Annotated in this window: 23 protein-coding genes and 1 pseudogene; 13 read left to right on the forward strand and 11 right to left on the reverse strand. The window is 72.5% G+C overall.

What is annotated here, in order from left to right; genetic code table 11:
- Positions 1–101: 101 nt before the first annotated feature.
- Positions 102–1694, forward strand: a complete 1593-nt coding sequence (locus QUE38_RS02510; protein WP_286310011.1) for an MFS transporter — start codon at positions 102–104, stop codon at positions 1692–1694.
- 17 nt (positions 1695–1711) lie between these two features.
- Positions 1712–2215, forward strand: a complete 504-nt coding sequence (locus QUE38_RS02515; protein ID WP_286310012.1) for a MarR family winged helix-turn-helix transcriptional regulator — start codon at positions 1712–1714, stop codon at positions 2213–2215.
- A 33-nt stretch (positions 2216–2248) separates the two neighbouring features.
- Here the strand turns inward: QUE38_RS02515 and QUE38_RS17810 are convergent, their stop codons facing one another.
- On the reverse strand, positions 2249–3415 hold the full coding sequence (locus tag QUE38_RS17810) for an ATP-binding cassette domain-containing protein (protein ID WP_433996965.1): 1167 nt from the start codon (positions 3413–3415) through the stop codon (positions 2249–2251).
- Between the two features lie 191 nt (positions 3416–3606).
- A pseudogene (locus QUE38_RS17815) lies at positions 3607–4075 on the reverse strand (ATP-binding cassette domain-containing protein); the annotation flags it as partial.
- Positions 4076–4387: 312 nt separating this feature from the next.
- On the opposite strand from QUE38_RS17815, the gene QUE38_RS02525 reads away from it, so the two are divergent.
- Positions 4388–5323, forward strand: a complete 936-nt coding sequence (locus tag QUE38_RS02525) for an endonuclease domain-containing protein (RefSeq protein WP_286310014.1) — start codon at positions 4388–4390, stop codon at positions 5321–5323.
- Between the two features lie 291 nt (positions 5324–5614).
- On the opposite strand, the gene QUE38_RS02530 is transcribed toward QUE38_RS02525, so the two are convergent.
- The 7 genes from QUE38_RS02530 to rsmI all read right to left on the reverse strand — a co-directional run bounded on the left by QUE38_RS02530 (position 5615) and on the right by rsmI (position 12550).
- Positions 5615–6541, reverse strand: a complete 927-nt coding sequence (locus QUE38_RS02530) for a 4-(cytidine 5'-diphospho)-2-C-methyl-D-erythritol kinase (RefSeq protein WP_286310015.1) — start codon at positions 6539–6541, stop codon at positions 5615–5617.
- A 9-nt stretch (positions 6542–6550) separates the two neighbouring features.
- Entirely contained in the window at positions 6551–7084 is a 534-nt protein-coding gene (locus QUE38_RS02535; RefSeq protein ID WP_286310016.1) for a hypothetical protein, read from the reverse strand.
- Positions 7085–7094: 10 nt separating this feature from the next.
- Positions 7095–7976, reverse strand: coding sequence for a 16S rRNA (adenine(1518)-N(6)/adenine(1519)-N(6))-dimethyltransferase RsmA (gene rsmA, locus QUE38_RS02540; protein WP_286310017.1), 882 nt, complete (start codon positions 7974–7976; stop codon positions 7095–7097).
- A gap of 22 nt (positions 7977–7998) precedes the next feature.
- A complete protein-coding gene (locus tag QUE38_RS02545) occupies positions 7999–8931 on the reverse strand; it encodes a TatD family hydrolase (protein ID WP_286310018.1) in 933 nt (310 codons plus the stop codon).
- A complete protein-coding gene (gene metG, locus QUE38_RS02550) occupies positions 8928–10487 on the reverse strand; it encodes a methionine--tRNA ligase (protein ID WP_286310019.1) in 1560 nt (519 codons plus the stop codon). Before metG ends, QUE38_RS02545 begins: the two co-directional genes overlap by 4 nt.
- Before the next feature lie 42 nt (positions 10488–10529).
- Positions 10530–11627: an NADP-dependent oxidoreductase gene (locus QUE38_RS02555; protein ID WP_286310021.1), complete on the reverse strand. Its 1098-nt coding sequence runs from the start codon at positions 11625–11627 to the stop codon at positions 10530–10532.
- Positions 11628–11725: 98 nt separating this feature from the next.
- Positions 11726–12550, reverse strand: a complete 825-nt coding sequence (rsmI, locus tag QUE38_RS02560) for a 16S rRNA (cytidine(1402)-2'-O)-methyltransferase (protein WP_286310023.1) — start codon at positions 12548–12550, stop codon at positions 11726–11728.
- 153 nt (positions 12551–12703) lie between these two features.
- On the opposite strand from rsmI, the gene QUE38_RS02565 reads away from it, so the two are divergent.
- The 4 genes from QUE38_RS02565 to QUE38_RS02580 all read left to right on the forward strand — a co-directional run bounded on the left by QUE38_RS02565 (position 12704) and on the right by QUE38_RS02580 (position 17018).
- A complete protein-coding gene (locus tag QUE38_RS02565; protein WP_286310025.1) occupies positions 12704–14455 on the forward strand; it encodes a dolichyl-phosphate-mannose--protein mannosyltransferase in 1752 nt (583 codons plus the stop codon).
- A 23-nt stretch (positions 14456–14478) separates the two neighbouring features.
- Complete coding sequence (locus QUE38_RS02570; RefSeq protein ID WP_286310026.1) at positions 14479–15030, forward strand: cysteine hydrolase family protein; 552 nt, start codon at positions 14479–14481, stop codon at positions 15028–15030.
- 81 nt (positions 15031–15111) lie between these two features.
- Entirely contained in the window at positions 15112–16404 is a 1293-nt protein-coding gene (locus QUE38_RS02575; RefSeq protein WP_286310027.1) for an O-acetylhomoserine aminocarboxypropyltransferase/cysteine synthase family protein, read from the forward strand.
- Positions 16405–16499: 95 nt separating this feature from the next.
- The gene (locus QUE38_RS02580; protein WP_286311624.1) at positions 16500–17018 is read left to right on the forward strand and encodes a CoA-binding protein; all 519 of its coding nucleotides are present in this window, start codon (positions 16500–16502) and stop codon (positions 17016–17018) included.
- Positions 17019–17072: 54 nt separating this feature from the next.
- Here the strand turns inward: QUE38_RS02580 and QUE38_RS02585 are convergent, their stop codons facing one another.
- Complete coding sequence (locus QUE38_RS02585; RefSeq protein WP_286310028.1) at positions 17073–18074, reverse strand: calcium/sodium antiporter; 1002 nt, start codon at positions 18072–18074, stop codon at positions 17073–17075.
- Positions 18075–18329: 255 nt separating this feature from the next.
- Between QUE38_RS02585 and QUE38_RS02590 the strand changes: the two genes are divergently transcribed.
- From QUE38_RS02590 to QUE38_RS02615, 6 genes are all read left to right on the forward strand, one after another.
- Positions 18330–19610: an ABC transporter substrate-binding protein gene (locus QUE38_RS02590; RefSeq protein ID WP_286310029.1), complete on the forward strand. Its 1281-nt coding sequence runs from the start codon at positions 18330–18332 to the stop codon at positions 19608–19610.
- A gap of 116 nt (positions 19611–19726) precedes the next feature.
- Entirely contained in the window at positions 19727–20476 is a 750-nt protein-coding gene (locus QUE38_RS02595) for an ABC transporter ATP-binding protein (protein WP_286310030.1), read from the forward strand.
- Positions 20473–21180 (forward strand): ABC transporter ATP-binding protein, encoded by a 708-nt coding sequence (locus QUE38_RS02600; RefSeq protein WP_286310031.1) that lies wholly within the window; start codon positions 20473–20475, stop codon positions 21178–21180. The genes QUE38_RS02595 and QUE38_RS02600 overlap by 4 nt, the downstream gene beginning before the upstream one ends.
- A 3-nt stretch (positions 21181–21183) precedes the next feature.
- Positions 21184–22068, forward strand: a complete 885-nt coding sequence (locus QUE38_RS02605; RefSeq protein ID WP_286310032.1) for a branched-chain amino acid ABC transporter permease — start codon at positions 21184–21186, stop codon at positions 22066–22068.
- Positions 22065–23153: a branched-chain amino acid ABC transporter permease gene (locus QUE38_RS02610; RefSeq protein ID WP_286310033.1), complete on the forward strand. Its 1089-nt coding sequence runs from the start codon at positions 22065–22067 to the stop codon at positions 23151–23153. Before QUE38_RS02605 ends, QUE38_RS02610 begins: the two co-directional genes overlap by 4 nt.
- 65 nt (positions 23154–23218) lie before the next feature.
- On the forward strand, positions 23219–24085 hold the full coding sequence (locus tag QUE38_RS02615) for a sulfurtransferase (protein ID WP_286310034.1): 867 nt from the start codon (positions 23219–23221) through the stop codon (positions 24083–24085).
- Between the two features lie 21 nt (positions 24086–24106).
- Here the strand turns inward: QUE38_RS02615 and QUE38_RS02620 are convergent, their stop codons facing one another.
- Positions 24107–24613: a rhodanese-like domain-containing protein gene (locus tag QUE38_RS02620; RefSeq protein ID WP_286310035.1), complete on the reverse strand. Its 507-nt coding sequence runs from the start codon at positions 24611–24613 to the stop codon at positions 24107–24109.
- Positions 24614–24671: the final 58 nt, after the last annotated feature.

Here is a 24671-nt window from a genome sequence, read left to right on the forward strand (position 1 = left end):
CGGCTGACGCTAGCAGCCGGACGCTGCCCTTCGGAAGGGTGTAGGTTCGGCCGTGTCGGCGATCTCAGGTCGGGGGTACGGATGCCGCGGATGACACGGGCGTGGTCGGTGTGAGCGGCGTCGAGGCACCCGCATCCGCTCGCTTCACCCGGCGCCAGTGGCTGCTGCTCATCGGCTGCGGCATGGGCTTCGCGGTCACCGGCGCCGACCCCGCCGTGTTCTCGGCCAACATCGCGCTCGTGCGCACCGACCTCGGGCTCGACGGCGCGGAGACGGCGTTCATCGCGTCGCTCGCGACCCTGGTGCTCGCGGCTACCATCCTGGGTGCGGGCGTGCTGGGCGACATCCGCGGCAAGAAGCAGATGTTCATCGTCGGCGGCATCATCACCGCGATCGGCGAGGTGCTCGTCTGGGTGCCCGGCGGGTTCCCGCTGCTGATCGCGGCGCGCGCGGTCGCGGGCATCGGGTTCGCGTTCCTGCTGGGGCTGTCGCTCACCATCGTGAACGCGTCGTTCACGCCCGAGCAGCGCCCGCGCGCCATCGGCATGTACCTCGCGATGGCGTTCGCATGCACCGCGCCGATGCCCGCGATCGCCGGGCTCGTCTCGGCGGGCACCGACTGGCGCAACGGGTTCCTCGTGTTCGCCGGGTTCGCGCTGCTCGCGGCCGGGCTGGCCTGGCGGTTCATCGACCCGATCCCGAAGGCGGAGGGGCGGCGGCTCGACCTCGCGGGCATCCTGCTCGCCGCCGTCACCCTCGTGGGGCTCGTGTACGGCATCTCGCGCCTGCAGGACGGCCTGAACGTTGGTTCGCTCGTGCCGCTCGGGATCGGCATCGTGGGCGCCGTGCTGTTCGTGGTCGTCGAGCGGCGGGTCGCGCAGCCGGCCCTCGACCTGCGGCTGTTCTCGCGCGGCCCGTTCAACGCGGCCGTCGGCGGCGTCGCGACCTACAACTTCCTGAACGGCGGGTTCACGCTGCTCGTCTCGTACTACCTCGTGGTCGTGCAGGGGGCGTCGACCGCCGTGCTCGGGCTGCTCATGGTGCCCGCCGCGATCGTGCAGGCGTTCGCGGCCGGGTGGGCGGGGCGCCTCATCACCGCGCTCGGGTCGCGCACCGCGCTCGCGATCGGCCTGGGCGCCTGCACGCTCACGTGCTTCGCATTCGCCGCGCTCGGCGTCGACACCCCGATCTGGGTCGTAGTCATCGCGTTCACGATGATGTCGGTGTCGAACGCGCTCACGCAGACGCCGGTCGCGAACCTCATGATGAGCTACGCCCCGCGCGAGCTCGGCGGCTCGATCGCCGGCGTGAAGTCGGGCGTCGGCCAGACCGCCTACTCGCTCGGGCCGGTCGTGTACACGGTCGTCGCGACGATCCTGCTGCGCATGACCACGTCGGCCGAGATGGATCGCGCAGGGCTCACGGACGACGACGTGCGCGAGGCGCTCGCGTCGACCAGCGGCGGCGCGACGAGCGCCGGCGGCGGCGCCAACCAGGTGCTCGACCCCGACACGCTCGCCGCGCTCACCGAGGCGATCCGGGTGCCGTTCGCGCACGGGCTGCAGTGGACGAGCCTCGTCATGGCGATCGTGCCGCTCACCGCGCTGCTGCTGGCGCTGCGACTGCTGCCGCGCAAGGGGCAGGGGGCGGATGCCTCCGGCTCGGCGCCGTCCGGCGACGCACCGCACTCGTGACCCGCGATACTGGACGAATGGCCGAGGCAGACGAGGTCGACCGCATCGTCGACGACTGGGAGCGCGAGCGACCCGACCTCGATTTCGCGCCGCTGCAGGTGCTGAGCCGGGTCGCGCGCCTGTCGAAGCACCTCGACCGCGCCCGGCGCACCGCGTTCGCCCGCTCGGAGCTCGAGTCGTGGGAGTTCGACGTGCTCTCCGCGCTGCGCCGCGCCGGCGAGCCGTACCGCCTCTCCCCGAAGGCGCTGCTGCAGCAGACACTCGTCTCGAGCGGCACCATGACGAACCGCATCGACCGCCTCGTCGAGCGCGGGCTCGTGTCGCGCCAGACGGACCCGAACGACGGCCGCGGCATCCTCGTCGTCATGTCGACCGCCGGGCTCAACCGCGTCGACGCCGCCATCACGCGTCTCGTCGACGCCGAGGCCGAACTGCTCGGATCGCTGCCGGCAGCCGAGCGCAATCGCCTCGCGAACCTGCTGCGCAAGCTCAGCCTGGGCTTCGACGAGCTCGGCACGTAGGTCGGCCCAGGGGCATCCGCTCGCCCCTGCCGTCTACGCCTCGAGCTGCTCGCTCAGCTCCAGCCACCGGGTCTCGAGGTCGGCGACGGATGCCTCGAGCTCACCGAGCTCCACGGTGAGCACGCCGAGCCCGGTGAAGTCCGTCTGGTCGTGCGCGGCCAGGCGCTCGTGCGCCTCAGCGATCTCGCGCTGCTGCTTCTCGAGCCGCCGGTCGATCGACGCGAGCTCCTTCTCGGCGGTGCGGCGCGCGGCGCCGGTGAGCGCCGACGCGGCCGGCGTGGCGGGCGCCTGCGTGGTGGTCGCTGCGGCGACGGCGGACGCGCCGGCACCGGCATCCGTCGACCGCCTGCGCAGCTCGAGGTACTGCTCGACGCCGCCGGGCAGGTGGCGGAGGTGGCCCTCCATGACGGCGTACTGCTGGTCGGTGACGCGCTCGACGAGGTAGCGGTCGTGGCTCACGACGAGGAGCGTGCCGGGCCAGGTGTCGAGGAGGTCCTCGATGGCGGCGAGCATGTCGGTGTCGAGGTCGTTCGTGGGCTCGTCGAGGATGAGCACGTTCGGCTCCTCGAGCAGGATGAGCAGCAGCTGCAGGCGGCGCTTCTGCCCGCCCGAGAGGTCCTTCACCGGGGTCGAGAGCTGCGCACTCGTGAATCCGAGGCGCTCGAGCAGCTGGCCGGGCGTGAGCTCGGTGCCGCCGGCGACGTAGCTCGACTTCTGGCGGCCGATGATCGCGCTGACGCGCTCGTCGCCGAGGCCCTCCAGCTCGTCGAGCTGCTGCGTGAGGCTCGCGATGCGCACCGTCTTGCCGCGCTTCACGCGTCCGCTGGTCGGCTCGACCGCGCCCGTGACGAGGCCGAGCAGCGTGGACTTGCCCGCGCCGTTCACGCCGAGGATGCCGGTGCGCTCGCCCGGGGCGATGCGCCATTCGATGTCGCGCAGGATCTGGCGGGGCGTGCCGCTCGTGGCATCCGTCACCTCGACCCCGGCGTCGAGCAGGTCGACGACGTCCTTGCCGAGGCGCGCGACCGCGAGGCTCGACAGCTCGACGCTGTCGCGCACCGGCGGCTCACCCTCGATGAGCTGGTTCGCCGCCTCGATGCGGAACTTCGGCTTGCTCGTGCGGGCCGGGGCGCCGCGGCGGAGCCACGCGAGCTCCTTGCGGGCGAGGTTGCGGCGCTTCGCCTCGGATGCCGCCGCCATCTTGTCGCGCTCGACGCGCTGGAGGATGTACGCCGCGTAGCCGCCCTCGAACGGCTCGAGGATGCGGTCGTGCACCTCCCACGTCGCCGTGCACACTTCGTCGAGGAACCAGCGGTCGTGCGTGACGACGACGAACGCACCCTGGCCGGCGGGCCATCTCGTCTTGATGTGGGCGGCGAGCCACGCGATGCCCTCGACGTCGAGGTGGTTCGTCGGCTCGTCGAGGAACAGCACGTCCCAGTCGCCGACGAGCAGCGCGGCGAGCGCGACGCGGCGCCGCTGGCCGCCGCTCAGGTCGCCGACGCGCGCCTGCCACGGCACATCCGCGAGCAGCCCGCCGATCACGTCGCGCGTGCGCGCGTCGCCCGCCCACTCGTGCTCGTCGATGCCGCCGACGACCGCGTGCGCGACGGTGTGCGCCGGGTCGACGGTATCGGCCTGGTCGAGCATGCCCACACGGATGCCTCGCCGCTGCGTGACCCGCCCGGCATCCGGCTCCAGCCTGCCCGCGAGCAGCCGCAGCAGCGTCGACTTGCCGTCGCCGTTGCGGCCGACGATGCCGACCCGGTCGCCCTCGTCGAGCCCGACCGTCACCTCGTCGAAGACGACGCGGGTGGGGTACTCGAGGTGCAGCCGTTCGCCGCCGAGGAGGTGTGCCATGACCGTCCGAGCCTACCCGCGCGCGCTGCGCGCTCCGCTCCTCACGCCGCGCCCCGCGCCGCCCGCGCCCGACCGAGTACGCAAACTGCTGCAATCCACCATTCGTTTCCGCGCTCTGCGTACTCCGTCCCCGTTCGCGCGCGCGACCGAGTACGCAGAGCGCGGGAACGCAGAAGGCGTTTCCGCACTTTGCGTACTCCGCCGGCCAGACAGAGCGCGCTCTGCGTCCTCCACAAGCGTGCACGTCACGCGAGTCGGGCAGCGGCAGGTCGCCCACGCCGCCGTCGTCCATGCGTGACACATCGTGATCGCATGGCACGCCGACCCACGCCGCTCCCAGCCCCGCTCGCCTCGGCGCCGTTCCGCGTCTCGACCGCCGACGAACACGGCGTGAAGCGCGGGCGACTCCGCGCACGGGACCTCGAAGCGCCCTATCACGGCTCCCGCACGGCTGAGGCGCCGGCGAGTCACCTCGACCGGGCAGCGGTGTACGCCGTGCGGATGCCCGATCACCACGCATTCGCCGGTCTGACGGCCGCGATCATCTACAGCGCACCCGTCCCGATGCGTCCCGCCGAAGTGCAGCCGCTCCATGTGTCGGGCCACACGGACAAAGGGCTCCCCCGGTGCTCTGGCGTTCGCGGTATCCGACGGCGCGCGAAGCAAGTAGTACGTGTGCAGGGAGCTAAGGCACTGCGGGTCTCCTCTCCTGCCGATGCCTGGTGCGAGCTCGTGGGCATCCTGTCGCATGAGGATCTCGTCGCGGTCGGCGACTTCTTCGTCACCGGGCGCCAGCCGGTCGACGACGATGACGAGCCGCTCGCGACGATCGCAGAGTTGGAGGCTGCGGTCGACGCGCGATCGCGGAGCAACGGCGTGATGCAGCTGCGGGCGGCGCTCCGCGACATCCGCTACGGCGCAGTCTCCCGCATGGAGACCCGAACTCGGCTCGTCATCGTGAGCGGCGGGCTCCCGGAGCCCGAGTTGAACCACCGTGTCTACGACAACGAGCGCAAACTTGTCGCGATCGTCGATCTCGCCTACCCCGGGTTCAAGGTCGCGGTCGAGTACGAGGGCGAGCACCACTTCGAGCCGGTGCAGGGGCGCAAGGACATCGAGCGCCGCGAGAAGCTCGCCGACCTCGGCTGGACGACGGTGCAGGTCACGTCGAAGGACGTGTTCGACACCCCAGAGCAGACGGTGGAGCGCATCCGTGCCCGACTCCGCTCCCGCGGCGCGAACGTGTAGGCGCGTCCGCAACTCGCACGCGACCGAGTACGCAAAGTGCGCGAATCGGCGACAGATTGAAGAAGTTTGCGTACTCGGTGTCCGCGGAGGATACGCTCCAACGCCCAGCGGCCGCGACGGAGTACGCAAAGTGCGTGAACCTGCGACGCGTTGCAGCAGTTTGCGTACTCGGTGGGCCACATCGGTCGCGGACCGCGCGACGGAGTACGCAAAGTGCGTGAAACAGCGGCGGGTTGCAGCAGTTTGCGTACTCGGTCGAGCGGGGCCGCGGCGCGGGGCCGGACGCAGACGCTAGGCGGGGAGGACGCGGGCGCCGTGCACGGGGCCGTGGGCGCGGATCGCGGTGAGACGCGAGGCCGAGAGGGCGACCTGGAGCTCGAGGGCGGCGTCGGCGTCGGCCGCGAGGAACGCGACCGTGGGGCCCGAGCCGGAGACGATGCCGGCGAGCGCGCCGTTGTCGGCACCGAGCTGGAGGATGCCGCCGAGCCCGGGCGCGAGCTCGAGCGTCGCCGCCTGGAGGTCGTTGTGCAGCGCATCCGCGAGCCGCGAGGGGTCGCCCGCCCGCAGCGCGTGCAGCACAGCCGCGTCGACCTCGGGCCGCCGCGGCCCCGGGAGGGCGCCGCCACCGCGCTGGCGGTCGAGCTCGTGGTACACCGCAGGCGTCGAGATGCCGAACTCGGCGATCGCGAGCACCCAGTGGAACGAGCCGGTCGCGAGCGCGGGGCTCAGCCGGTCGCCGCGTCCGGTGCCGATCGCGGTGCCGCCCGCCAGTGCGAACGGCACGTCGGCCCCGAGGCGCGCGGCGAAGCCGTGCAGGTCCTCCTTCGAGAGGCCGAGCTCCCAGAGCGCGTCGCAGGCGACCAGGGCGGCAGCCGCATCCGCAGACCCGCCGCCCATGCCCCCGGCGATCGGCACGTGCTTGTCGATGGCCAGGTGCACGCCGGTGTCGACCCCGGCGTGGGCAGCGAGCATCCGCGCCGCCCGAATGGCCAGGTTGGTGTCGTCGACCGGCAACCCCGACGTGTCGATCGACCCGCCGAACGCGACCGTGATGTCCTCCGCCGGGTAGGCCCGCACGTCCTCGTAGAGCGACACCGCCTGGTACGCCGTCGCGACGTCGTGGTACCCGTCGGCCTCGAGCCCGCCGACCCGCATGAAGAGGTTGATCTTGCCGGGCGCCCGCACGTGCACGACGGGGGTGGCTTCGGCGAGCGTCATTGCTCCAACCTATCCCGCGGCCCGCGCGAGCCAGGCCCGAAGCTGCTCCTTCACCTCGGCGAACCGCTCGCCGTCGGCCATGCGGCTCCAGGTGAGCGTGACCGACGTCTTCGCGCCCCCGGGCGTGGCCTGCGCCGCGAGCTTCTCGCCGTCGTCGAGGGCCCATCGGGCATTCGGATGCTTCGCCGTGCGATTCTCCGCATCGGGCGCTCGCCCGAGCTCCGCCGTCACCACCGCGATCGCGGCGTCCAGCGCCGCATCCGTCTCGAACGGCAGGGTCTTCGACACGGATGCCTCGAAGGTGCCGTCCTGCCGCTGACCGGGCTGACGGATGCCCCGGGCCTGCTGGTACCCGACGACGATGCCCTGCGTCCACCACGGGTCCACGCCGTGCTCGGCGACGAGCCACTTCACGGTCGCCGGGTGCGTCCACGACGCGGCACCGGCCGCGTCGAGCACCGCGAACCAGCCGTCCCAGTCGCGCCCCGTCGCCGCCTCGAGCGCCTCGCCGCCCATCGCCTGTTGCATGCCCCCGACAGCCATGGGGCTCACGCTACCGCGCGGCGCGGGCGACGGCGAGGAACTGCTCGATGCCGAGCTCCTCACCGCGTGCCTGGGGGTCGACCCCGGCGGCTTCGAGCACGGCGGATGCCTCGGAGCTGGTGCCGCCCAGCACGCCCGCGAGCGCCTGGCGCAGCATCTTGCGGCGCTGCTGGAAGGCGGCGTCGATGATCGCGAACGTCCGCCGCCGCTCGTCCTCGGTGCCGGGCTCCGACCCGGAGCGCGCGAACCCCACGAGCACCGAGTCGACGTTCGGCACGGGCCAGAACACGAGCCGCGAGACCTGCCCGGCGATGCGCCAGTCGCCGTACCAGGCGGCCTTCACGCTCGGCGCGCCGTAGACCTTCGAGCCGGGCGCGGCGGCGAGCCGGTAGCCGACCTCGGCCTGCACCATGACGATGCCGCTCGTGAGCGACGGGAAGTGCTCGAGCAGGTGCAGCAGCACAGGTACGGAGACGTTGTACGGCAGGTTCGCGACCAGGCGCTGCGGCGGGGCGGGCAGCTCGGTGACCCGCAGCGCGTCGGCGTGCACGACGTCGATGCGGGTGCCCGACTGCATGAGCCGCACGGTGTGCGGCAGCTGCTCGGCGAGGCGGCCGTCGATCTCGACGGCGACCACGTGGGCGCCGGCCTCGAGCAGCCCGAGCGTGAGCGAACCGAGCCCCGGGCCGACCTCGAGCACGACATCGTCGCGCGCGACCTCGGCGAGCTGCACGATGCGGCGCACCGTGTTGGCGTCGTGCACGAAGTTCTGGCCGAGCTTCTTGGTGGGGCTCACGCCGAGGTACCCGGCGAGCTCGCGGATCTCGGCGGGGCCGAGCAGTCGCGGCGCAGGCGCGCCGCCGTCGGATGCCTCGTGCCGATGCGCGTTCATCGCTCCCCCACGAACCCGATGCTCACGTATTCCGCGAGGGTGATGCGGTGGGCGCGCCGTCGGCGCCGGAAACGGGCTCGGCGTCCCAGCGCCCGTAGGCCCGCTCCGTGTTCGACGCGATCTGCGCCGACAGCTCGTCCACATCGGCCCCGAGCACCTCGGCCATGAACCGCACGGTGTGCGGCACGAGGTACGGCGCGTTCGGGCGCCCGCGGTTCGGGGCGGGCGTGAGGTAAGGGGCATCCGTCTCGACCATGACGAGCTCGCGCGGCGCGGCGCGCAGCCCCTCGCGCAGGTTCTCGGCGTTCTTGAACGTCACGTTGCCGGCGAACGACAGGAACCAGCCGTGCTCGGCGCAGACGCGCGCCAAGGAAGCGTCGCCCGAGAAGCAGTGGAACACGGTGCGCTCGGGTGCACCGACCCGCAGCAGGGTCGCGACCACGTCGTCGTGGGCGTCGCGGTCGTGGATCTGCAGCGCGAGCCCGTGACGCTTCGCGATGTCGATGTGCGCCTCGAACGAGTGGAACTGCGGGTCGCGCCCGTCGGCGCCGGTGCGGTACCAGTCGAGCCCGGTCTCCCCCACCGCGACGACCCGGGGGCGGGCGGCCAGCGCGTCGATCGCCGTCAGCGCCTCGTCGAGCGACCCCTCGGCAGCGAGCTCCGGCGCGTCGTTCGGGTGGATCGACACCGCCGCGAGCACCCGCGCATCGCGCGCCGCGAGCTCGGCCGACCACTCCGACGTCGCCACGTCGGTGCCGACCTGCACGACCCCGGCGATGCCGACGGCCGCGGCCCGGTCGAGGTGCTCGGCCGGCGCGATCGGCATCGCACCGTCGGCCACCTCGAGGTGCGTGTGGTTGTCGTAGACGGGCACCGCGAGCGGCTCGGGGGCCGCCGGGTAGGCGGGCGACCCGCCGTCTCGAGCCGCCCGGGAACGCAGGTGACCGTCGGTCACGCCGCGCTCTCGATGCGCGGGAACAGCGGCTCGAGTGCGCCCACGGAAGCGGCGCCCTCCCAGTCGGCCGCACGGTCGATGCGCTGCGCGGTGATCTCGCCCGACCCGCCGAGCGCCGACCACAGCTTCGCGGTCGCGACCGGCAGCACGGGCGTGAGCAGCACGGCGAGCGTGCCGAGCCCGCGGTACGCGGTGTGCAGCACGGTGCCGAGTCGCTCGCGCTCGTCCGGGTCCTTCGCGAGCGCCCACGGCTCCTGCTCGGTGATGTACCCGTTCAGCACGTCGACGAGCTCCCAGACGCTGGCCAGCGCGTCGTGCGGCGCGAAGCGGTCGATGGCCGCCTGGGCGGCATCCGTCACCTGCCGTGCGGTGTCGAGCACCGCGGCATCCGCCTCGGTCACCTCCCCGGACGCGGGCACGGCTCCGTCGAAGTACCGCGTGATCATCGCGATCACGCGCGAGCCGAGGTTGCCGAAGCCGTTCGCGAGCTCGGCCTGGTAGCGCGCGGCGAGGTCCTCCCACGAGAACGAGCCGTCCTGGCCGAACGCGATCGCGCGCATGAAGTAGTAACGGAACGCGTCCGACCCGAACGTCGACGTGATCTCCTCGGGCGCGATGCCGGTGAGCTTCGACTTCGACATCTTCTCGCCGCCGACGAGCAGCCAGCCGTGGCCGAACACGCCCTTGGGCACGTCGAGCCCGGCGGCCATGAGCATGGCCGGCCAGATGACGGCGTGGAAGCGCAGGATGTCCTTGCCCACGATGTGATGCGCGGGCCAGCGGCGCGCGAGCTGCTCGTCGTCGGCGCCGTACCCGACCGCGGTGATGTAGTTGAGCAGCGCGTCGAACCACACGTAGACGACGTGCGACTCGTCCCACGGCACCTTCACGCCCCAGTCGAACGTCGACCGCGAGATCGACAGGTCGCTGAGCCCCTGCTTCACGAACGACACGACCTCGTTGCGCGCCGACTCGGGCTGCACGAAGTCGGGCCGCTCCTCGTAGAGCGCGAGCAGCTTCTCGGCGAACGCCGACATGCGGAAGAAGTAGTTCTTCTCGTTCAGCAGCTCGACCGGCTTGGAGTGGATGGCGCACACCTGCTGGCCCTCGTACTCGCCGGTGCCGGCGACGAGGTCGGACGGCTGCTTGTACTCCTCGCAGCCGACGCAGTAGTACCCCTCGTACTCGCCGGTGTAGATGTGGCCGTCGTCGTAGAGCTTCTGGATGAACGTGCGCACGCCCTCCTCGTGGCGCTCGTCGGTCGTGCGGATGAAGTCGTCGTTGGCGACGTCGATGGTGCCGAGCAGCGGGAACCACGACTCGGAGACGAGCTTGTCGGCCCACTCCTGCGGCGTCACGCCGTTGGCGGTCGCGGTGCGCAGGATCTTCTGGCCGTGCTCGTCGGTGCCCGTGAGCATCCAGGTGTCGTCGCCCCGCTGCCGGTGCCAGCGCGCCAGCACGTCCGCCGCGACCTCCGTGTACGCGTGACCGATGTGGGGCACGTCGTTGACGTAGAAGATGGGCGTGGTGATGTAGAACGAGGAGCCGTCGGCCATGCCCTCGATTCTATTGGGGCGCCGGATGCCCCCAGGCCCGTGTTACCTCGCCGCGGAACGCCCTCCCCCGCCGCCGGCACCCGCGCCGCGATCGGCGTGCGCCCGCGGGCTCGCGACCACCGGCGGCAGGTTCTCCTGCACGTTCAGGTGCTCGTGCACCGTGGGCACGTCGAGCGTCGACTCCTGCTCCTTGAGCGCCGGTCCACGCACCTTCTGGCCCGGGTATTCCACCAGCTGCATGCCGATCACGATCTTCCCCGGCGCCTCGCGCTTCTCCATGGCCCGGTACGCCTCCTGCACGCGCTCGAGCGGGAAGATGTCGGCGACGGGCAGGCGGATCTGCCGGTCCTCGACGAGGCGTGCGACCCGCTCGAGGGTGACCATGTCGCCGGCCGCCGCGCGCCCCACGCCCTGCTCGTCGACCGCGTCCCAGTCGGTGAGGGTCGTGATGCGCTGCGACGGCACGCCGAGCTCCTGGGCCGTGGCGACGTCGCCCGTGCCGAGGAAGTCGATGAACGCGTCGACCCCGTCCGGCGCCTCGGCGCGCACCCGGCCGGCCAGGTCGGGGCCGTAGGCGAGCGGATGCACCCCCAACTGCCGGAGAAAGTCGAACCGTTCGGGCACCGACGTGCCGAACACGGTCGCGCCCCGCAGCACGGCGAGTTGCGCGGCGATGCAGCCGAGCCCGCCCGCGGCGGCGGTGATCACGACGGTGTCGCCCGCGCCGACGCCGGTCTGCCGCAGCGCGCCCCACGCCGTGGTGCCGGCCACGTAGAGCGAGCCCGCGACCTCCCAGGTCACATGCGCGGGCTTCCGCATGAGCTGCGACTCGGGTGCGACGACGAACGTCGCGTGCGCGCCCTCGGCCCACCCCATGACGGAGTCGTTCGGCTGGAACCTGGTGACCCCCGGGCCGACCGCGGCGACGATGCCGGCGAGGTCGCGCCCCTCGCCCGCCGGGAAACTCGCGGGCGAGCGATCGGGATGCTCGCCGCGCCGCCTGGCGGACTCGACCGGGTTCACGCCGGATGCGACCACCTCGACGAGCACCTCGCCCGGACCGGGCCGCGGCGCGTCGATCTCGACGACCTCGAGCACTTCCGGGCCGCCGAACCTGTTGAACTGAACTGCCTGTGCCATCACGCACCTCCAACGTGTCGTTGTCTGGTGCCTCCACCACCATTGTCCCCCTTTCGAGGGGCACCGCGGCTGTGAATCGGCGGGGATTCCGAGATCGGTCAGCGCGAGTCGCGCGCGGCGAGCGCGGCCTCGTACAGCTCGCGCTTGCCGAGGCCGGTCTCGGCGGCGACCTCCGCGGCCGCGTGCTTCAGGCGTTCCCCACCCGCGACGAGCGCCTGCACGCGGGCGAGCGCCTCGGCGGCATCCGCCTGCTTCGACTCGGCCCCGGCGACGACGATGCAGATCTCGCCGCGCACGCCGTGCCCGGCCCACTCCGCGAGCTCGGCGAGCGGGCCGCGCCGCACCTCCTCGTGCAACTTGGTCAGCTCGCGGGCGACGGCGGCGCGGCGGTCGGCGCCGAATGCGTCGGCGAGCGCGGCGAGGCTCGCCGCGATGCGGCTCGGCGCCTCGAAGAACACGAGCGTGCGCGGATCGTCGGCGAGGTCGGCGAGCCGGCGCGCGCGGTCGCCCTGCTTGCGCGGCAGGAACCCCTCGAACGCGAACCGGTCGGTCGGCAGGCCCGACAGGGCGAGCGCGGTCACCACGGCGCTCGGGCCCGGGATGCAGGTCACCTCGACGTCGGCCGCGATCGCCGCCTCGACCAGGGGGAAGCCCGGGTCGGAGACCGTCGGCATGCCCGCGTCGGTGAGCACGAGCACGTCGGCGCCGCGGGCGTGCTCGACGATCTCCGCGGCACGCGCGCGCTCGTTGTGCTCGTGCAGTGGAATGAGTCGCGGCCGGTTCGCGATGCCGAGCGCGGCGAGCAGCTTCTGGGTGACCCGGGTGTCCTCGGAGGCGACGACGGTCGCCTGCGCGAGCGCGTCGCGCAGCCGGGGCGAGGCGTCGCCGAGGTTGCCGATCGGGGTCGCGCCGAGGATGATCACGCCCCCAGTCTGCCCGACGGCGGGCGAGGGGCGAGCGAGCCTGCGGCGAGCGCCCGCGCGGCGCCCGGCGTTCCCGCAGCCGGCCCGACCGGCGCGACCGGCCCGCGCGGTGCGTGACCGCACCGCAACACGCGTGGCCTAGCATGATGCCCGATGGCAGCCGAGGACGCCGACGGCCCCGACCGGGGCGCCGCCGAGGCGCGCCGGCAGGGCGCGAGCGAGCGCCGGCCGCCGGTGCCCGGACTCGCCCTGCCCGAGTCGATGCTCGTCACCCGCGCGCCGCGGCCGGCCGACGAGGGGCGCGACTCCGGGGCATCCGACGCCGACGACCGCGACGACCGCGACGACGACCTGCGCGGCAGCGCGCTCGACGCCTGGTGGGAGCGCGTCTGCTCGACGCCCGCCCGACGCCTGCTCTGGTACTGGGGCGCGCCGATCGCGGTGACGCTCGTCGCCGCGGTGCTGCGGTTCTGGAACCTCGGGCACCCGCAGCAGATCGTGTTCGACGAGACGTACTACGTGAAGGACGCGTGGACGCTCTGGAATCTCGGCTACGAGGCGCGCTGGCCCGAGGGCGCCGACGAGGGGTTCGCCGAGGGCGACACGGACGCGTACCTCGACGAGGGGTCGTACGTCGTGCATCCGCCGCTCGGCAAGTGGCTGATCGGGCTCGGCATGGCCGCGTTCGGCGCCGACGCCGCGTTCTGGTGGCGCGCCTCGACCGCGCTCGCGGGCACGCTCGCGGTGTTCATCGTGACGATGGTCGCGCGCCGCCTCACCGGCTCGACCGTGGCGGCCGTGCTGACCGGGCTCTTCCTCGCGATCGACGGCAACGCGATCGTCATGTCGCGCGTCGCGCTGCTCGACGGCTGGCTCATGCTGTTCGCCCTGCTCGGGTTCTGGTTCGTGGTGCTCGACCGCGACTGGACGTGGCGACGCCTGTCGCGACGGGTGATCGCGGCGCGCTCGGGCAGCCGCGAGTCGGCGGTCGGACCCGCGTTGTGGAACCGGCCGTGGGTGCTCGCGGCCGGTGCCGCGTTCGGCGCGGCGTGCGCGGTCAAGTGGTCGGGCGTCTGGTTCCTCGCAGCGTTCGGGCTGTACCTCGTGCTCGTCGACACGCTCGCCCGGCGACGCCTCGGCGTGCCGTTCTGGCTGAGCGGCGGCATCCTGAAGCAGGGGCCGATCACGTTCCTGCTGTTCGTGCCGGTCGCGCTCGTGGTCTACCTCGCGAGCTGGACCGGGTGGCTCGTCACCGACGGCGGCTACTACCGGCAGTGGGCCGCCGATCCGGACAACGCGATCGGCGCGCAGCTCGAGTGGGTACCGGCGGCCATCCAGTCGCTGTGGCACTACCACGAGTCGGCGTACGGCTACCACGTCGGGCTCGACTCGGAGCATCCGTGGCAGTCGAACCCGCTGACCTGGCTGCTGATGATCCGCCCGGTGGCCATGTACCTCTCGACCGACCCCGCGTCGTGCGCGGCCGATGCCTGCCGCGAGGTCATCACGGGGCTCGGCAACCCGCTGCTCTGGTGGGGCGCGGCGCTCGCCGTCGGGTACCTGCTGTACCGGCTCGTGCGGTACCGGGAGTGGCAGGTCGCGGCGATCCTCGTCGGCGCGGCCGCCGGGTACCTGCCGTGGCTCGCCTACCTCGACCGCACGGTGTTCCAGTTCTACTCGATCGCGTTCCAGCCCTTCACGTTCCTCGCGCTCGGCTACGCGGCGCACGTCATCCTCGGCACACCCGACGACCCGTGGTGGAAGCGCGACCGCGGCATCGGCGTGGTCGCGGTCTTCACGGTGTTCGCTGTGCTCGTCTCGGCGTTCTACTACCCGATGTGGACCGGCATCCCCATGAACGAGACGTTCTGGCGCCTGCACCTCTGGCTCCCCGGCTGGAGCTGATCACCCTGCGACATGATGGGGGCATGGCGGAGGACGAGACGGCCCTGATCGTGATCGACGTGCAGCAGGGGTTCGACGACCCGCGCTGGGGGCCGCGCAACGCGCCCGGCGCGGAGGCGAACATCGAGCGGCTGCTTCAGGCATGGGCGGATGCCTCGCGGCCGGTCGTGCTCGTGCGCCACGACTCTCGCGAATCCGGGTCGCCGCTGCGTCCGGGGCAGCCGGGCAACGACCTGCGCCCGTTCGTGGCCGGCGCGGCGCACGAGCTGCTCGTCACGAAGCACGTGAACTCGGCCTTCCACGGGGAGCCCGACCTCGAGGGGTGGCTGCGGGCCCGGGGCATCCGGCGCATCGTGCTCTGCGGCGTGCAGACGAACCAGTGCGTCGAGACGACCGCGCGCGTGGGCGGCAACCTCGGCTTCGACGTGACCGTCGCGCTCGACGCCACCCACACGTTCGACCTCGAGGGGCCTGACGGGCTGCGCCTCACCGCCGACGAACTCGCCACGGCGACCGCCGTGAACCTCGCCGGCGGCGGCTTCGCCCGCATCGCGGCCACGGCCGACCTCGTCTGAGCGCGGCCCGAGCGAGTCTCGCGTTTCGCTCGATTACGCGGGCGTCCGGCGCCGCCCGCGCGCGCCACTACGGTGGAGCGCATGGCAGACCGCGAATACGGCTTCAAGACGCGTGCGATCCACGCCGGCAACATCCCCGATGCGGTGCACGGCAGCAGGGCGCTGCCGATCCACCAGTCGACGGCGTTCGTCTTCGACGACACGGCCGATGCGGCCGCGCGCTTCGCGCTGCAGAAGTACGGCAACATCTACTCGCGCCTCGCGAACCCGACCGTGGCGAGCTTCGAGGAGCGCGTCGCGAGCCTCGAGGGCGGCCTCGGCGCGGTCGCCACGGCCAGCGGCCTGAGCGCGCAGTACATCACCTTCGCGAGCCTCGCCGGTGCGGGCGACCACATCGTGGCATCCGCCAACCTCTACGGCGGCTCGATCACCCAGCTCGACGTGACCCTGCGCCGCTTCGGCATCGAGACCACCTTCGTGCAGTCCGCCGACCCGGTCGACTACGCCGCCGCGATCACCGAGCAGACCAAGGCGCTGTTCGTCGAGACCGTCGCGAACCCGTCGGGCGAGATCGCCGACCTCGAGGGCCTCGCCGACGTCGCCCGCGCGCACGGCGTGCCGTTCATCGTCGACTCGACCATCGCGACCCCGTACCTCAACCGCCCGATCGAGTGGGGCGCCGACATCGTCACCCACTCGGCGACGAAGTTCATCGGCGGCCACGGCACGACCCTCGGCGGCGTGGTCGTCGAGTCGGGCCGGTTCGACTGGCACTCCGAGAAGTTCCCGCTGTTCAACGAGCCGGTGCCGAGCTACGGCGGACTGCAGTGGAACGGCAACTTCGGCGAGTACGCGTTCCTCACTCGGCTCCGCGCCGAGCAGCTGCGCGACATCGGCCCCGCGCTCAGCCCGCACAGCGCGTGGCTGCTCGCGCAGGGCGTGGAGACGCTGCCGTACCGCATCCAGGCGCACGTCGACAACGCGCGCGCCGTCGCCGAGTGGCTCGAGCAGGACGACCGCGTGTCGCAGGTCTGGTGGGCGGGTCTGCCGAACCACCCGCACCACGACCGTGCGCAGAAGTACCTGCCGAAGGGCCCGGGCTCGGTCTTCAGCTTCGAGGTGAAGGGCGGCCGCGCGGTCGGCCAGAAGCTCATCGAGTCGGTCAACCTCGCCAGCCACCTCGCCAACATCGGCGACGCGAAGACGCTCATCATCCACCCCGCGTCGACCACGCACGCGCAGCTCACCGAGCAGCAGCTCGTCGACGCCGGCGTGCTCCCGGGCGTGGTGCGGATTAGCGTGGGCATCGAAGACGTTGAGGACATCATCGACGATCTCGACCAGGCCCTCGCGGCCGCGACCGGAGGCGAATGATGACGGATGCCACGACGGTGGCCGACACCACCGCGGATGCCACGACCGACGCCGACCTCGAGACGGTGCGCCTCGTCAACGGCCTGAGCTGCGAGATGCCGGCGAACTCGCCGCTCGCGCGCCTGCTGCGCTCGCAGCGCACCTGGGAGGGGCCCGACGCGAAGGAGCGCCTGAGCATCTTGCGCACGGCGAAGTCGATCGCGATCGTCGGCGCCTCCTCGAACCCGGCGCGTTCGAGCTACTTCGTCGCGACCTACCTGCTGCAGTCGACCGACTACCGCGTGTACTTCGTGAACCCGAACGCGACCGAGATCCTCGGCCAGCCGGTCTACCCCGACCTGGCGTCGCTGCCCGAGGTGCCCGACATCGTCGACGTGTTCCGTCGCGGCAGCGACATCCCGAGCGTGATCGACGACGTCGTCGCGGCCGGCGCGAAGACCGTCTGGGTGCAGCTCGGCATCTGGAACGAGGAGGCCGCGTACTACGGCGAGGAGCAGGGGCTCACCGTCGTCATGGACCGCTGCATCAAGGTCGAGCACGCCCGCTTCCACGGCGGCCTGCACCTGCTCGGCTTCGACACCGGCCAGATCACGAGCCGCAAGACGCTGCGCTGACGACCCGTTTGAGCGAGGGCGGTCGGATGCCCCGGGGCATCCGCTCGCCTCGCCCTAGGTGCGCGCGACCAGCAGGTACGTGAGGTACACGACGTACGCCGCGACGAACGCCGCTCCCTCGAGCCGGCGGATGCGATTGCCGCTGACGAACACGGGGATGCACGCGAGCGCGGTCGCGACCATCACGGGCAGGTCGACCCGGACGATCTCGGGCTCGATGCCGATCGGCGCGGGCGAGACGACCACCGTGAGGCCCAGCACGAGCGCCAGGTTGTAGATGCTGCTGCCGAGCAGGTTGCCGATCGCGAGGTCGCGTGCGCCGCGGATGAGCGCGATGACCGCGGTCGCGAGCTCGGGCGCCGACGTGCCGAGCGCGACGATCGTGAGGCCGATGACCGCCTCGGAGACGCCCAGCGCGGTCGCGATCTCCACGGCGCCGGCGACGAGCCAGTCGGCGCCGAGCAGGATCACGCCGAGCCCGACGACGACGTACGCGACGTCGCGCACGGCCTTCCAGCGCGAGACCTGCGGCGGGTGCACGTAGATGATGCTGCCGGTCTCGGTGCGCCGGTGTGCCGCCTCCTCGCGGGCACGGCGAGCGGATGCCGCCTGGCGGCGCGCCCCGCGCACGATGACGGCCGCGTAGGCGACGCCCACGAGCAGCAGCACGCCGCCGTCGATGCGGCCGTAGACGCCGTCGAGCGCGAGCAGCAGCGCCAGCACGCTCACGCCCACCATCGTGGGCAGGTCGACGCGCAGCGTGGCATCCGTCACCTTCACCGGCCGCACGAGGGCGACGAGCCCGAGGATCAGCAGGATGTTCAGGATGTTCGTGCCGGCGATGTTGCCGACGACGAGCGCGCCGCTGCCCTGCAGGGCAGCGTCGATGCCGATCGCGAGCTCGGGCACGCTCGTGCCGAACGCGACCACCGTGACGCCGACCACCATGGGCGAGACGCCGAGGCGCTCGGCGAGCCGCGAACCGCCGCGCACGAGCAGCTCGGCGCCGACGACGAGGGCGACGAGTCCGGCGAGGAACGCGATGACGGGCGGCATGCGCGTCAGCGTCCCGGGACGGCGGGGTCGCGACGCGTCGGCATGCGCCCAGCTTAGGCACCCTCCCCCGACCATTCGCGGTGGCAGCGGTCGTACCGGTGTGATTCGCCGCTCACTTGATGGCGCCGGAAACGATACGATCCGGCACCTGTCTGTACGATCGTGTGTGAATTGTGATTCACAACAGTCGTGACATCCGCCCCTCCGAGTGTCATACTCGACCGCGCACCACGGTCTCATTCAAGGAGGAATCACATGGCCGTCACCAGTTCCGCACTCCGCCGACCGGCGCTCCTCGGCCTGGGGGCCGGGCTCGCGGTCACCGCCCTCGTGCTCTCCGGCTGCGCCGGTCGCGAGTCGTCCGGGGGCGACGACACCCCCGACGCGGCCGCCTGCGACCCCGGCTTCACCGAGACCGAGGTGCGCATCGGCGTCAGCGTCCCGATGTCCGGCCCCGCCGCCGCCTACGGTCCCATCGGCGCCGCAATCGAGGCGTACTTCGACGACGTCAACGAGGCCGGTGGCCTCGAGTTCTCCGACGGCGTCACCCGCGAGGTCGTCGTCACCGTGATGGACGACGGCTACGACCCCGCGAAGACCGCGGTCAACGTGCGCCAGCTCGTCGAGCAGGACGAGGTGTTCGCGCTCGCGGGCGTGCTCGGCACCGGCGCCGCCATCGCGACCAGCGAGTACGTGACCGAGGAGGGCGTGCCCTACCTCTACGCCGGCACCGGCAGCGACGCGATCCTCGCTCTCAGCGCGGAGTCGCCGTACACGACGGGCTTCATGCCGCAGTACGACTTCGAGGTGCAGACGCTCTCCGAGTACATCCTCGCGACCGACCCGGATGCGACCGTGGCGATCCTGTACCAGAACGACGAGTTCGGCGAGTCGATCCGTGCGAACTTCGAGGCGCGCTTCGAGGGCACCGGCGTCGAGATCGTGGCCGAGGAGTCGTACGAGGTGGCATCCGGCACCGTCGACAGCCAGGTCACGAACCTCGCCGACTCGGGCGCCGACTGGTTCCTCGACTGGGCCGTCGGCACCTTCGCGACGCAGTCGCTGAAGAAGAAGGCCGAGCTCGGCTGGGACGCGACGACCGTGCTCAACGCTCCCGCGGCGGACGCCACGTTCTTCCTCATCCCAGCGGGCGAGGGCGCCTCCGACGGCGTCGTGTCCATCGCGTACGCGAAGGACATCACCGACGCGTCGCTCGCGGGCGACCCCGGCTGGGACGCGTACGCCGCGTTCGCCGAGGCCCACAGCGACGCGTTCGACCCGCGGTCGGTGCCGGCCGCGGCGGGCTACTCGACGGCGCAGCTGCTCGAGATCTCGCTGGCGAACATGGACGGCTGCACGCGCGACGCGCTGCTCGAGTCGGCGACCTCGTTCGACGGCGAGACCATCGACCTGCTGCCGAACGACGTCACCATCTCGACGACGCCGGAGTACCCCTACGTGTTCTCGGAGCTGAAGGTGCAGATCTTCAACGGCGCCACCTGGGAGCTGCAGGACGAGGTCTACACCCTGCAGTAGCCAGCCCCGGTCGGGGCGGGCTCCGGCCCTCCCCGACCGCACCCGAGGAGCACCATGCGCATCATCCGACTCGACACCGGCCCCGACTCCCCCTGGTCATCCGCCCCCTGCTCGAGGTGGACGACATCCACCTCTCCTTCGGCGGCGTCCGCGCGCTCGACGGCCCCGGCCTCACGGTCGCGCCCGGCGAGATCGTCGGGCTCATCGGCCCGAACGGCGCCGGCAAGACCAGCCTGTTCAACTGCATCAGCGGGCTGTACGCCCCCGATTCCGGCAGCATCCGCTTCGCCGGCGAGGAGCTGATCGGCATGCCGCGGCACCGCATCGCGCGGCTCGGCATCGGCCGCACGTTCCAGAACCTCGGGCTCATCCCGCGGCTGCCCGTGCTGCACAACGTGCTCGCCGGCACCTACCGCACCACGCGCGGCGGGTTCTGGGCCACGGCGCTCGCGCTGCCGCACGTCGCTCGCGACGAGGAGCAGGCGACGCGCGACGCGCTGAAGCTGCTGCACTCGCTCGACCTCGTCGACGTGGCGCTCGAGCCCGTCGGCACCCTGCCGTTCGGCACCCAGAAGCGGGTCGAGCTCGCCCGCGCGCTGGTCGGCGAGCCGCGACTGCTGCTCGTCGACGAGCCCGCGAACGGCCTCGTGCATTCCGAGGTGATGGAGCTCGCCGACACGATCCGCCGGCTCGCCGGCGAGCGGAACATGGCGGTGCTCGTCGTCGAGCACCACATGGGACTCGTGCGGTCGATCTGCGACCGCGTCGTGGTGCTCGACTTCGGTCGGCTCCTCGCCGAGGGCAAGCCGCGCGAGGTCGCGAGCGATCCCCGTGTGGTCGAGGCGTACCTGGGGACGGCCGCATGAGCCTCCTCGACGCGCGCGGCCTCACCGCCGGGTACGGACAGGTCACCGTGCTGCACGACGTGTCGTTCCGCATCGAGCCCGGTGAGATCGTCGTGGTGCTGGGCTCGAACGGGGCGGGCAAGACCACGCTGCTGCGCGCGCTCTCGGGGCTCATCCCCGCTCGCGGCGGGCTGTCCGTCGACGACGTGTCGGTCATCGGCACCGGTACCCACCGCCTCGCCGCGCTCGGCATGGCCCACGTGCCCCAGGGCCGCGGCACCTTCGGCGACCTGACGGTCGAGGAGAACCTCCTCGTCGGCGCGGCCACCCGGCCCCGGCGCGAGGCGCGCACCGACCTCGACCGCTGGTACACGCGCTTCCCCCGCCTCGGCGAGCGCCGGCACCGCCCGGCCGCCGGGCTCAGCGGCGGCGAGCAGCAGATGCTCGCGATCGCGCGCGGCTTCATGTCGCGCCCCCGACTCGTGCTGCTCGACGAGCCCTCGCTCGGCCTGGCACCCGCCATCACGACCGACCTGTTCGGCACCCTGGCCGACCTGCACGACGAGTCGGGCGCGGCCATGCTCATCGTCGAGCAGAACGCCGAGCTCGCGCTCCGCATCGGCGAGCGCGCCCTGCTGCTCGAGCACGGCCGCATCGTGCAGCGCGGCACGGCCGACGAGTTCCGATCCAGCGACGACATCCGTCGCGCGTACCTGGGGGTGTGACCCGTGGACCTCCTGCTCCAGCAACTCGTCGACGGCGTCGCGGCCGGCGCGATCTACGGCGCCCTCGCGCTCGCGCTCGTGCTCGTCTACCGCGCGTCGCACACCATCAACTTCGCCCAGGGAGAGATGGCGCTGCTCGGCGCCTACCTCTCCTGGCAGTTCTTCGCGTTCGGCCTGCCGCTGCTCGCCGCCCTCGCGGTGTCGGTGCTCGCGTGCGGGGTGCTCGGCATGGGCATCGAACGGGTGCTGATCCGCCCGCTCGCGAAGCGCAACCAGCACCTCCCGATGATCATCACGACGCTCGGCCTCATGATCGCGCTGAACGCGGTGATCGCGTGGGTGTGGGGACACCAGACCCGCGAGGTGCCGCCCGTGCTCGGTCAGGGGGCCGTCGAGGTCGCGGGCGCCGCACTCTCCCGGCAGGACCTCGTGATCATCGCCACGGTGCTGGGCGGCGCGATCGCACTGGCCGCGTTCTTCCGCTTCACCCGCACGGGCCTGTTCATGCGCGCCACGGTCGGCGACCCCGAGTCGGCCCGGCTCTCGGGCGTGCGCACCGGTCGCATGCTCTCGGTCGGCTGGGGCCTCGCGGGCTGCATCGGCGCGATCGCCGGCACGCTCATCGCCCCCGAGCTGTTCCTGCAGCCGGGCATGATGGCGCCGGTGCTCATCTACGCCTTCGCGGCCGCGACGCTCGGCGGCCTCGACTCGCCGCTCGGCGCGATCGTGGGCGGCATCATCGTCGGTCTGGCCGAGAACATCGCCGGTACCTACGTGCCGTGGATCGGCAGCGAGTTCAAGCAGGGCCTGGCGCTCGCGATCATCCTCGTCGTGCTGCTCCTGCGGCCCGCGGGGCTGTTCGGCTCCCGGAAGGTGGTACGCGTATGACGACGCAGCTCGACGAGCAGACCGAGCGGGCGGATGCCCCTGAGCCGGCCGCTCCCGCTCGTGCCCCGCGCATCACCCCGGTGGAGTGGCTGCGCACGCCCCGCCCGCCGCTCGCGCTCTCGAAGCCGGTCTCCCTGGCGCTCGGCGCCGCGGGGGTCGTCGCGCTGGCGATCGTGCCGTTCGTGAACCCGAGCTGGGTGAACCTGCACGTCGCGCTCGTGCTGATCTTCGCGATCGTCGCGATGGGGCTCAACCTGCTCGTCGGCATGGGCGGGCAGGTGTCGCTCGGCCACGCGGCGTTCTTCGCGGTGGGCGCGTACACGACGGCCGTCGTCGGCGCGGCGGGCGTGCCCGCGGTCGCGACGTTGCCGCTCGCGGGCGCCGTCGCGTTCGCGATCGGCTGGCTGTTCGGCATCCCCGCTCTGCGATTGCAGGGCCTCCAGCTCGGCCTCGTCACGCTCGCCCTCGCCCTCGTGACGCCGCCGGCGATCCGCCAGCTCGACGAGATCACGCGCGGCAGTCGCGGCATCGGCATCGACGGCGACGCGCCCGCGTGGATCCCGCTCGACCAGGACCAGTGGGTGCTACTGCTCGCGCTCGTGGTCTTCGTGCTGGCCTGGATCGCGACGGCGCGGTTCGCGCGCGGGCGCCTGGGGCGCTCGTTCGTCGCGATCCGTGACGCGGAACTCGTCGCCGAGACCCTCGGCGTCGCGGTGCAGCGCACGAAGGTGCGGCTGTTCGCGACCTCGGCCGCGTACGCGGGCGTCGGCGGCGGCCTCTACGCGATGCTGCTCGAGTTCATCGGCCCGGAGAACTTCGGCCTCACGCTCTCGATCTCGTTCATCACCATGATCGTGGTCGGCGGCATCGCGACCGTGCCGGGCGCGGTGCTCGGCGCGGCGTTCGTGCAGGCGGTGCCGGCGATCGCGGGCGAGATCGACCCGGCCGCGGCGGGCTTCACGTACGGCGTGGTGCTGCTGCTGTTCGTGTTCTTCGTGCCGTTCGGCCTGATCGGCGTGATCCGCGGGGCGCTGCGGCCGCTCGTCGACCGGGTGCCGTGGCTGCGGCCGCGCCGGCTGCGCTGAGCGGAATGTGACGGCACGTGTCGGCGGCCCTCGTGCCCGGCGCGCACCCGGCATAGCGTGACCACATGACGCTCACCCTCGACGCTCCCCTCGTCAGCACCCAGTGGCTCGCCGACCGGCTCGGCGCCGACGACCTCGTCGTGGTCGACGCGACCGTCGTGTTCGCCTCGACCCCGCAGGGCTCGCGGCCGATCAGCGGGCTCGACGCGTACCTGGTCGACGGGCACGTGCCGGGTGCGGTGCACGGCGACCTGCTCGAGGCGTTCTCCGACCCCGCCGGCCGCTTCGGCTTCCCGCGCCCCGACCTGGGCGCCGTCGCACGCGCGGCGCAGGAGCTCGGCATCCACAACGGCTCGACCGTGGTCGTCTACGACGCGGCGCTCGGCCAGTGGGCGGCGCGCCTCTGGTGGGTGCTGCGGGCGGCCGGCCTCGAGCGCGTCGCAGTGCTCGACGGTGGGTTGACCGCCTGGCGCGCCGAGGAGCGGCCGCTGGCCACGGGCCACGAGGGCGCTCCGACCACCGAGCCGCTGACCCTCGCGGAGCGTCCCGATGCGTGGGCCGACCGCGACGAGGTCGCCGCCGTGGTCGCCGGCACGCGCGACGCCGCGCTCGTGTGTGCGCTGTCGCCGCACCAGTTCAGCGGCGCCGACGGGTCGGGCGGCCACATCCCGACCAGCGCCAACCTGCCGTTCGGCAGCGTGGTCGACCGCGAGACCCGCCGCTTCGCCGGCAGCGACGCGCTCGCGCAACGCGCCGACGAGCCGGGCCGGGTGATCGTGTACTGCCACGCGGGCGTCGCCGCCGCCGGGCTCGCGCTCGCACTCGTCGCGAACGGGGCCGACGACGTCGCCGTCTACGACGGCTCGCTCAACGAGTGGGCGTCCGACCCCGAGGCGCCGCTCGCGACGCTCGCTCCGTCACCCGTCGCCTGACCCGCGCCGAGGCGACCCGGCTCAGCAGCCGCAGGCGACGGGCTCGCCGAGCGGCCCGGGCGAGGCATCCGACACGCCCGTCAGCGGGTCGACTGCGCGCGACCCGGCGCCCGACTCGCCCGCGATCGGGTACCCCTCGCGCGCCCAGTACTCGAACCCGCCGAGCATCTCCTTCACCGGGTGGCCGAGCGCCGCGAACGCGAGCGCGCCCTTGGCGCCGCCGTTGCAGCCGGGGCTCCAGCAGTAGACGACGACGGGCGTGCCCGGCGCGATGAGCCCGTGCGCCTCGGCCGTGACACGCGCGTGCGGCAGGTGCAGCGCGCCCTCGACGTGCCCCTGCGCCCAGGCGGCGTCGCTGCGCACGTCGACCACGACGAAGCCCGGGTCCTCGGCGGCCATGGCGGTGGCCACGTCGGACGCGTCGGTCTCGAACGCGAGGCGCGCCCGGTGGTGGGCGACGGCCTCCTCGGGGGTGGCGGCTCCGGCGAAGAGGGCGGGGGTGACGGATGCGGGGGTCTCGGCGCTCATCCCCGCATCCTGCACGATCGTGACGGCCCGCGTCGCGCGATCCCGCGTCGCCGACCGT

It is taken from the genome of Agromyces mangrovi (assembly GCF_030296695.1).
GTDB classification, from domain to species: Bacteria; Actinomycetota; Actinomycetes; order Actinomycetales; family Microbacteriaceae; genus Agromyces; species Agromyces mangrovi.

What these genes read in the sequence shown, in the direction of transcription:
- QUE38_RS02515 (WP_286310012.1), top strand. Translation starts at nt 1,712, where the DNA reads ATGGCCGAGGCAGACGAGGTCGACCGCATCGTCGACGACTGGGAGCGC.
- QUE38_RS17810 (WP_433996965.1), bottom strand. Translation starts at nt 3,415, where the DNA reads ATGGCGGCGGCATCCGAGGCGAAGCGCCGCAACCTCGCCCGCAAGGAG.
- QUE38_RS02525 (WP_286310014.1), top strand. Translation starts at nt 4,388, where the DNA reads ATGGCACGCCGACCCACGCCGCTCCCAGCCCCGCTCGCCTCGGCGCCG.
- QUE38_RS02530 (WP_286310015.1), bottom strand. Translation starts at nt 6,541, where the DNA reads ATGACGCTCGCCGAAGCCACCCCCGTCGTGCACGTGCGGGCGCCCGGC.
- QUE38_RS02535 (WP_286310016.1), bottom strand. Translation starts at nt 7,084, where the DNA reads ATGGCTGTCGGGGGCATGCAACAGGCGATGGGCGGCGAGGCGCTCGAG.
- rsmA (WP_286310017.1), bottom strand. Translation starts at nt 7,976, where the DNA reads ATGAACGCGCATCGGCACGAGGCATCCGACGGCGGCGCGCCTGCGCCG.
- metG (WP_286310019.1), bottom strand. Translation starts at nt 10,487, where the DNA reads ATGGCCGACGGCTCCTCGTTCTACATCACCACGCCCATCTTCTACGTC.
- QUE38_RS02555 (WP_286310021.1), bottom strand. Translation starts at nt 11,627, where the DNA reads ATGGCACAGGCAGTTCAGTTCAACAGGTTCGGCGGCCCGGAAGTGCTC.
- QUE38_RS02565 (WP_286310025.1), top strand. Translation starts at nt 12,704, where the DNA reads ATGGCAGCCGAGGACGCCGACGGCCCCGACCGGGGCGCCGCCGAGGCG.
- QUE38_RS02570 (WP_286310026.1), top strand. Translation starts at nt 14,479, where the DNA reads ATGGCGGAGGACGAGACGGCCCTGATCGTGATCGACGTGCAGCAGGGG.
- QUE38_RS02575 (WP_286310027.1), top strand. Translation starts at nt 15,112, where the DNA reads ATGGCAGACCGCGAATACGGCTTCAAGACGCGTGCGATCCACGCCGGC.
- QUE38_RS02580 (WP_286311624.1), top strand. Translation starts at nt 16,500, where the DNA reads ATGCCGGCGAACTCGCCGCTCGCGCGCCTGCTGCGCTCGCAGCGCACC.
- QUE38_RS02585 (WP_286310028.1), bottom strand. Translation starts at nt 18,074, where the DNA reads ATGCCGCCCGTCATCGCGTTCCTCGCCGGACTCGTCGCCCTCGTCGTC.
- QUE38_RS02590 (WP_286310029.1), top strand. Translation starts at nt 18,330, where the DNA reads ATGGCCGTCACCAGTTCCGCACTCCGCCGACCGGCGCTCCTCGGCCTG.
- QUE38_RS02600 (WP_286310031.1), top strand. Translation starts at nt 20,473, where the DNA reads ATGAGCCTCCTCGACGCGCGCGGCCTCACCGCCGGGTACGGACAGGTC.
- QUE38_RS02610 (WP_286310033.1), top strand. Translation starts at nt 22,065, where the DNA reads ATGACGACGCAGCTCGACGAGCAGACCGAGCGGGCGGATGCCCCTGAG.
- QUE38_RS02615 (WP_286310034.1), top strand. Translation starts at nt 23,219, where the DNA reads ATGACGCTCACCCTCGACGCTCCCCTCGTCAGCACCCAGTGGCTCGCC.
- QUE38_RS02620 (WP_286310035.1), bottom strand. Translation starts at nt 24,613, where the DNA reads ATGAGCGCCGAGACCCCCGCATCCGTCACCCCCGCCCTCTTCGCCGGA.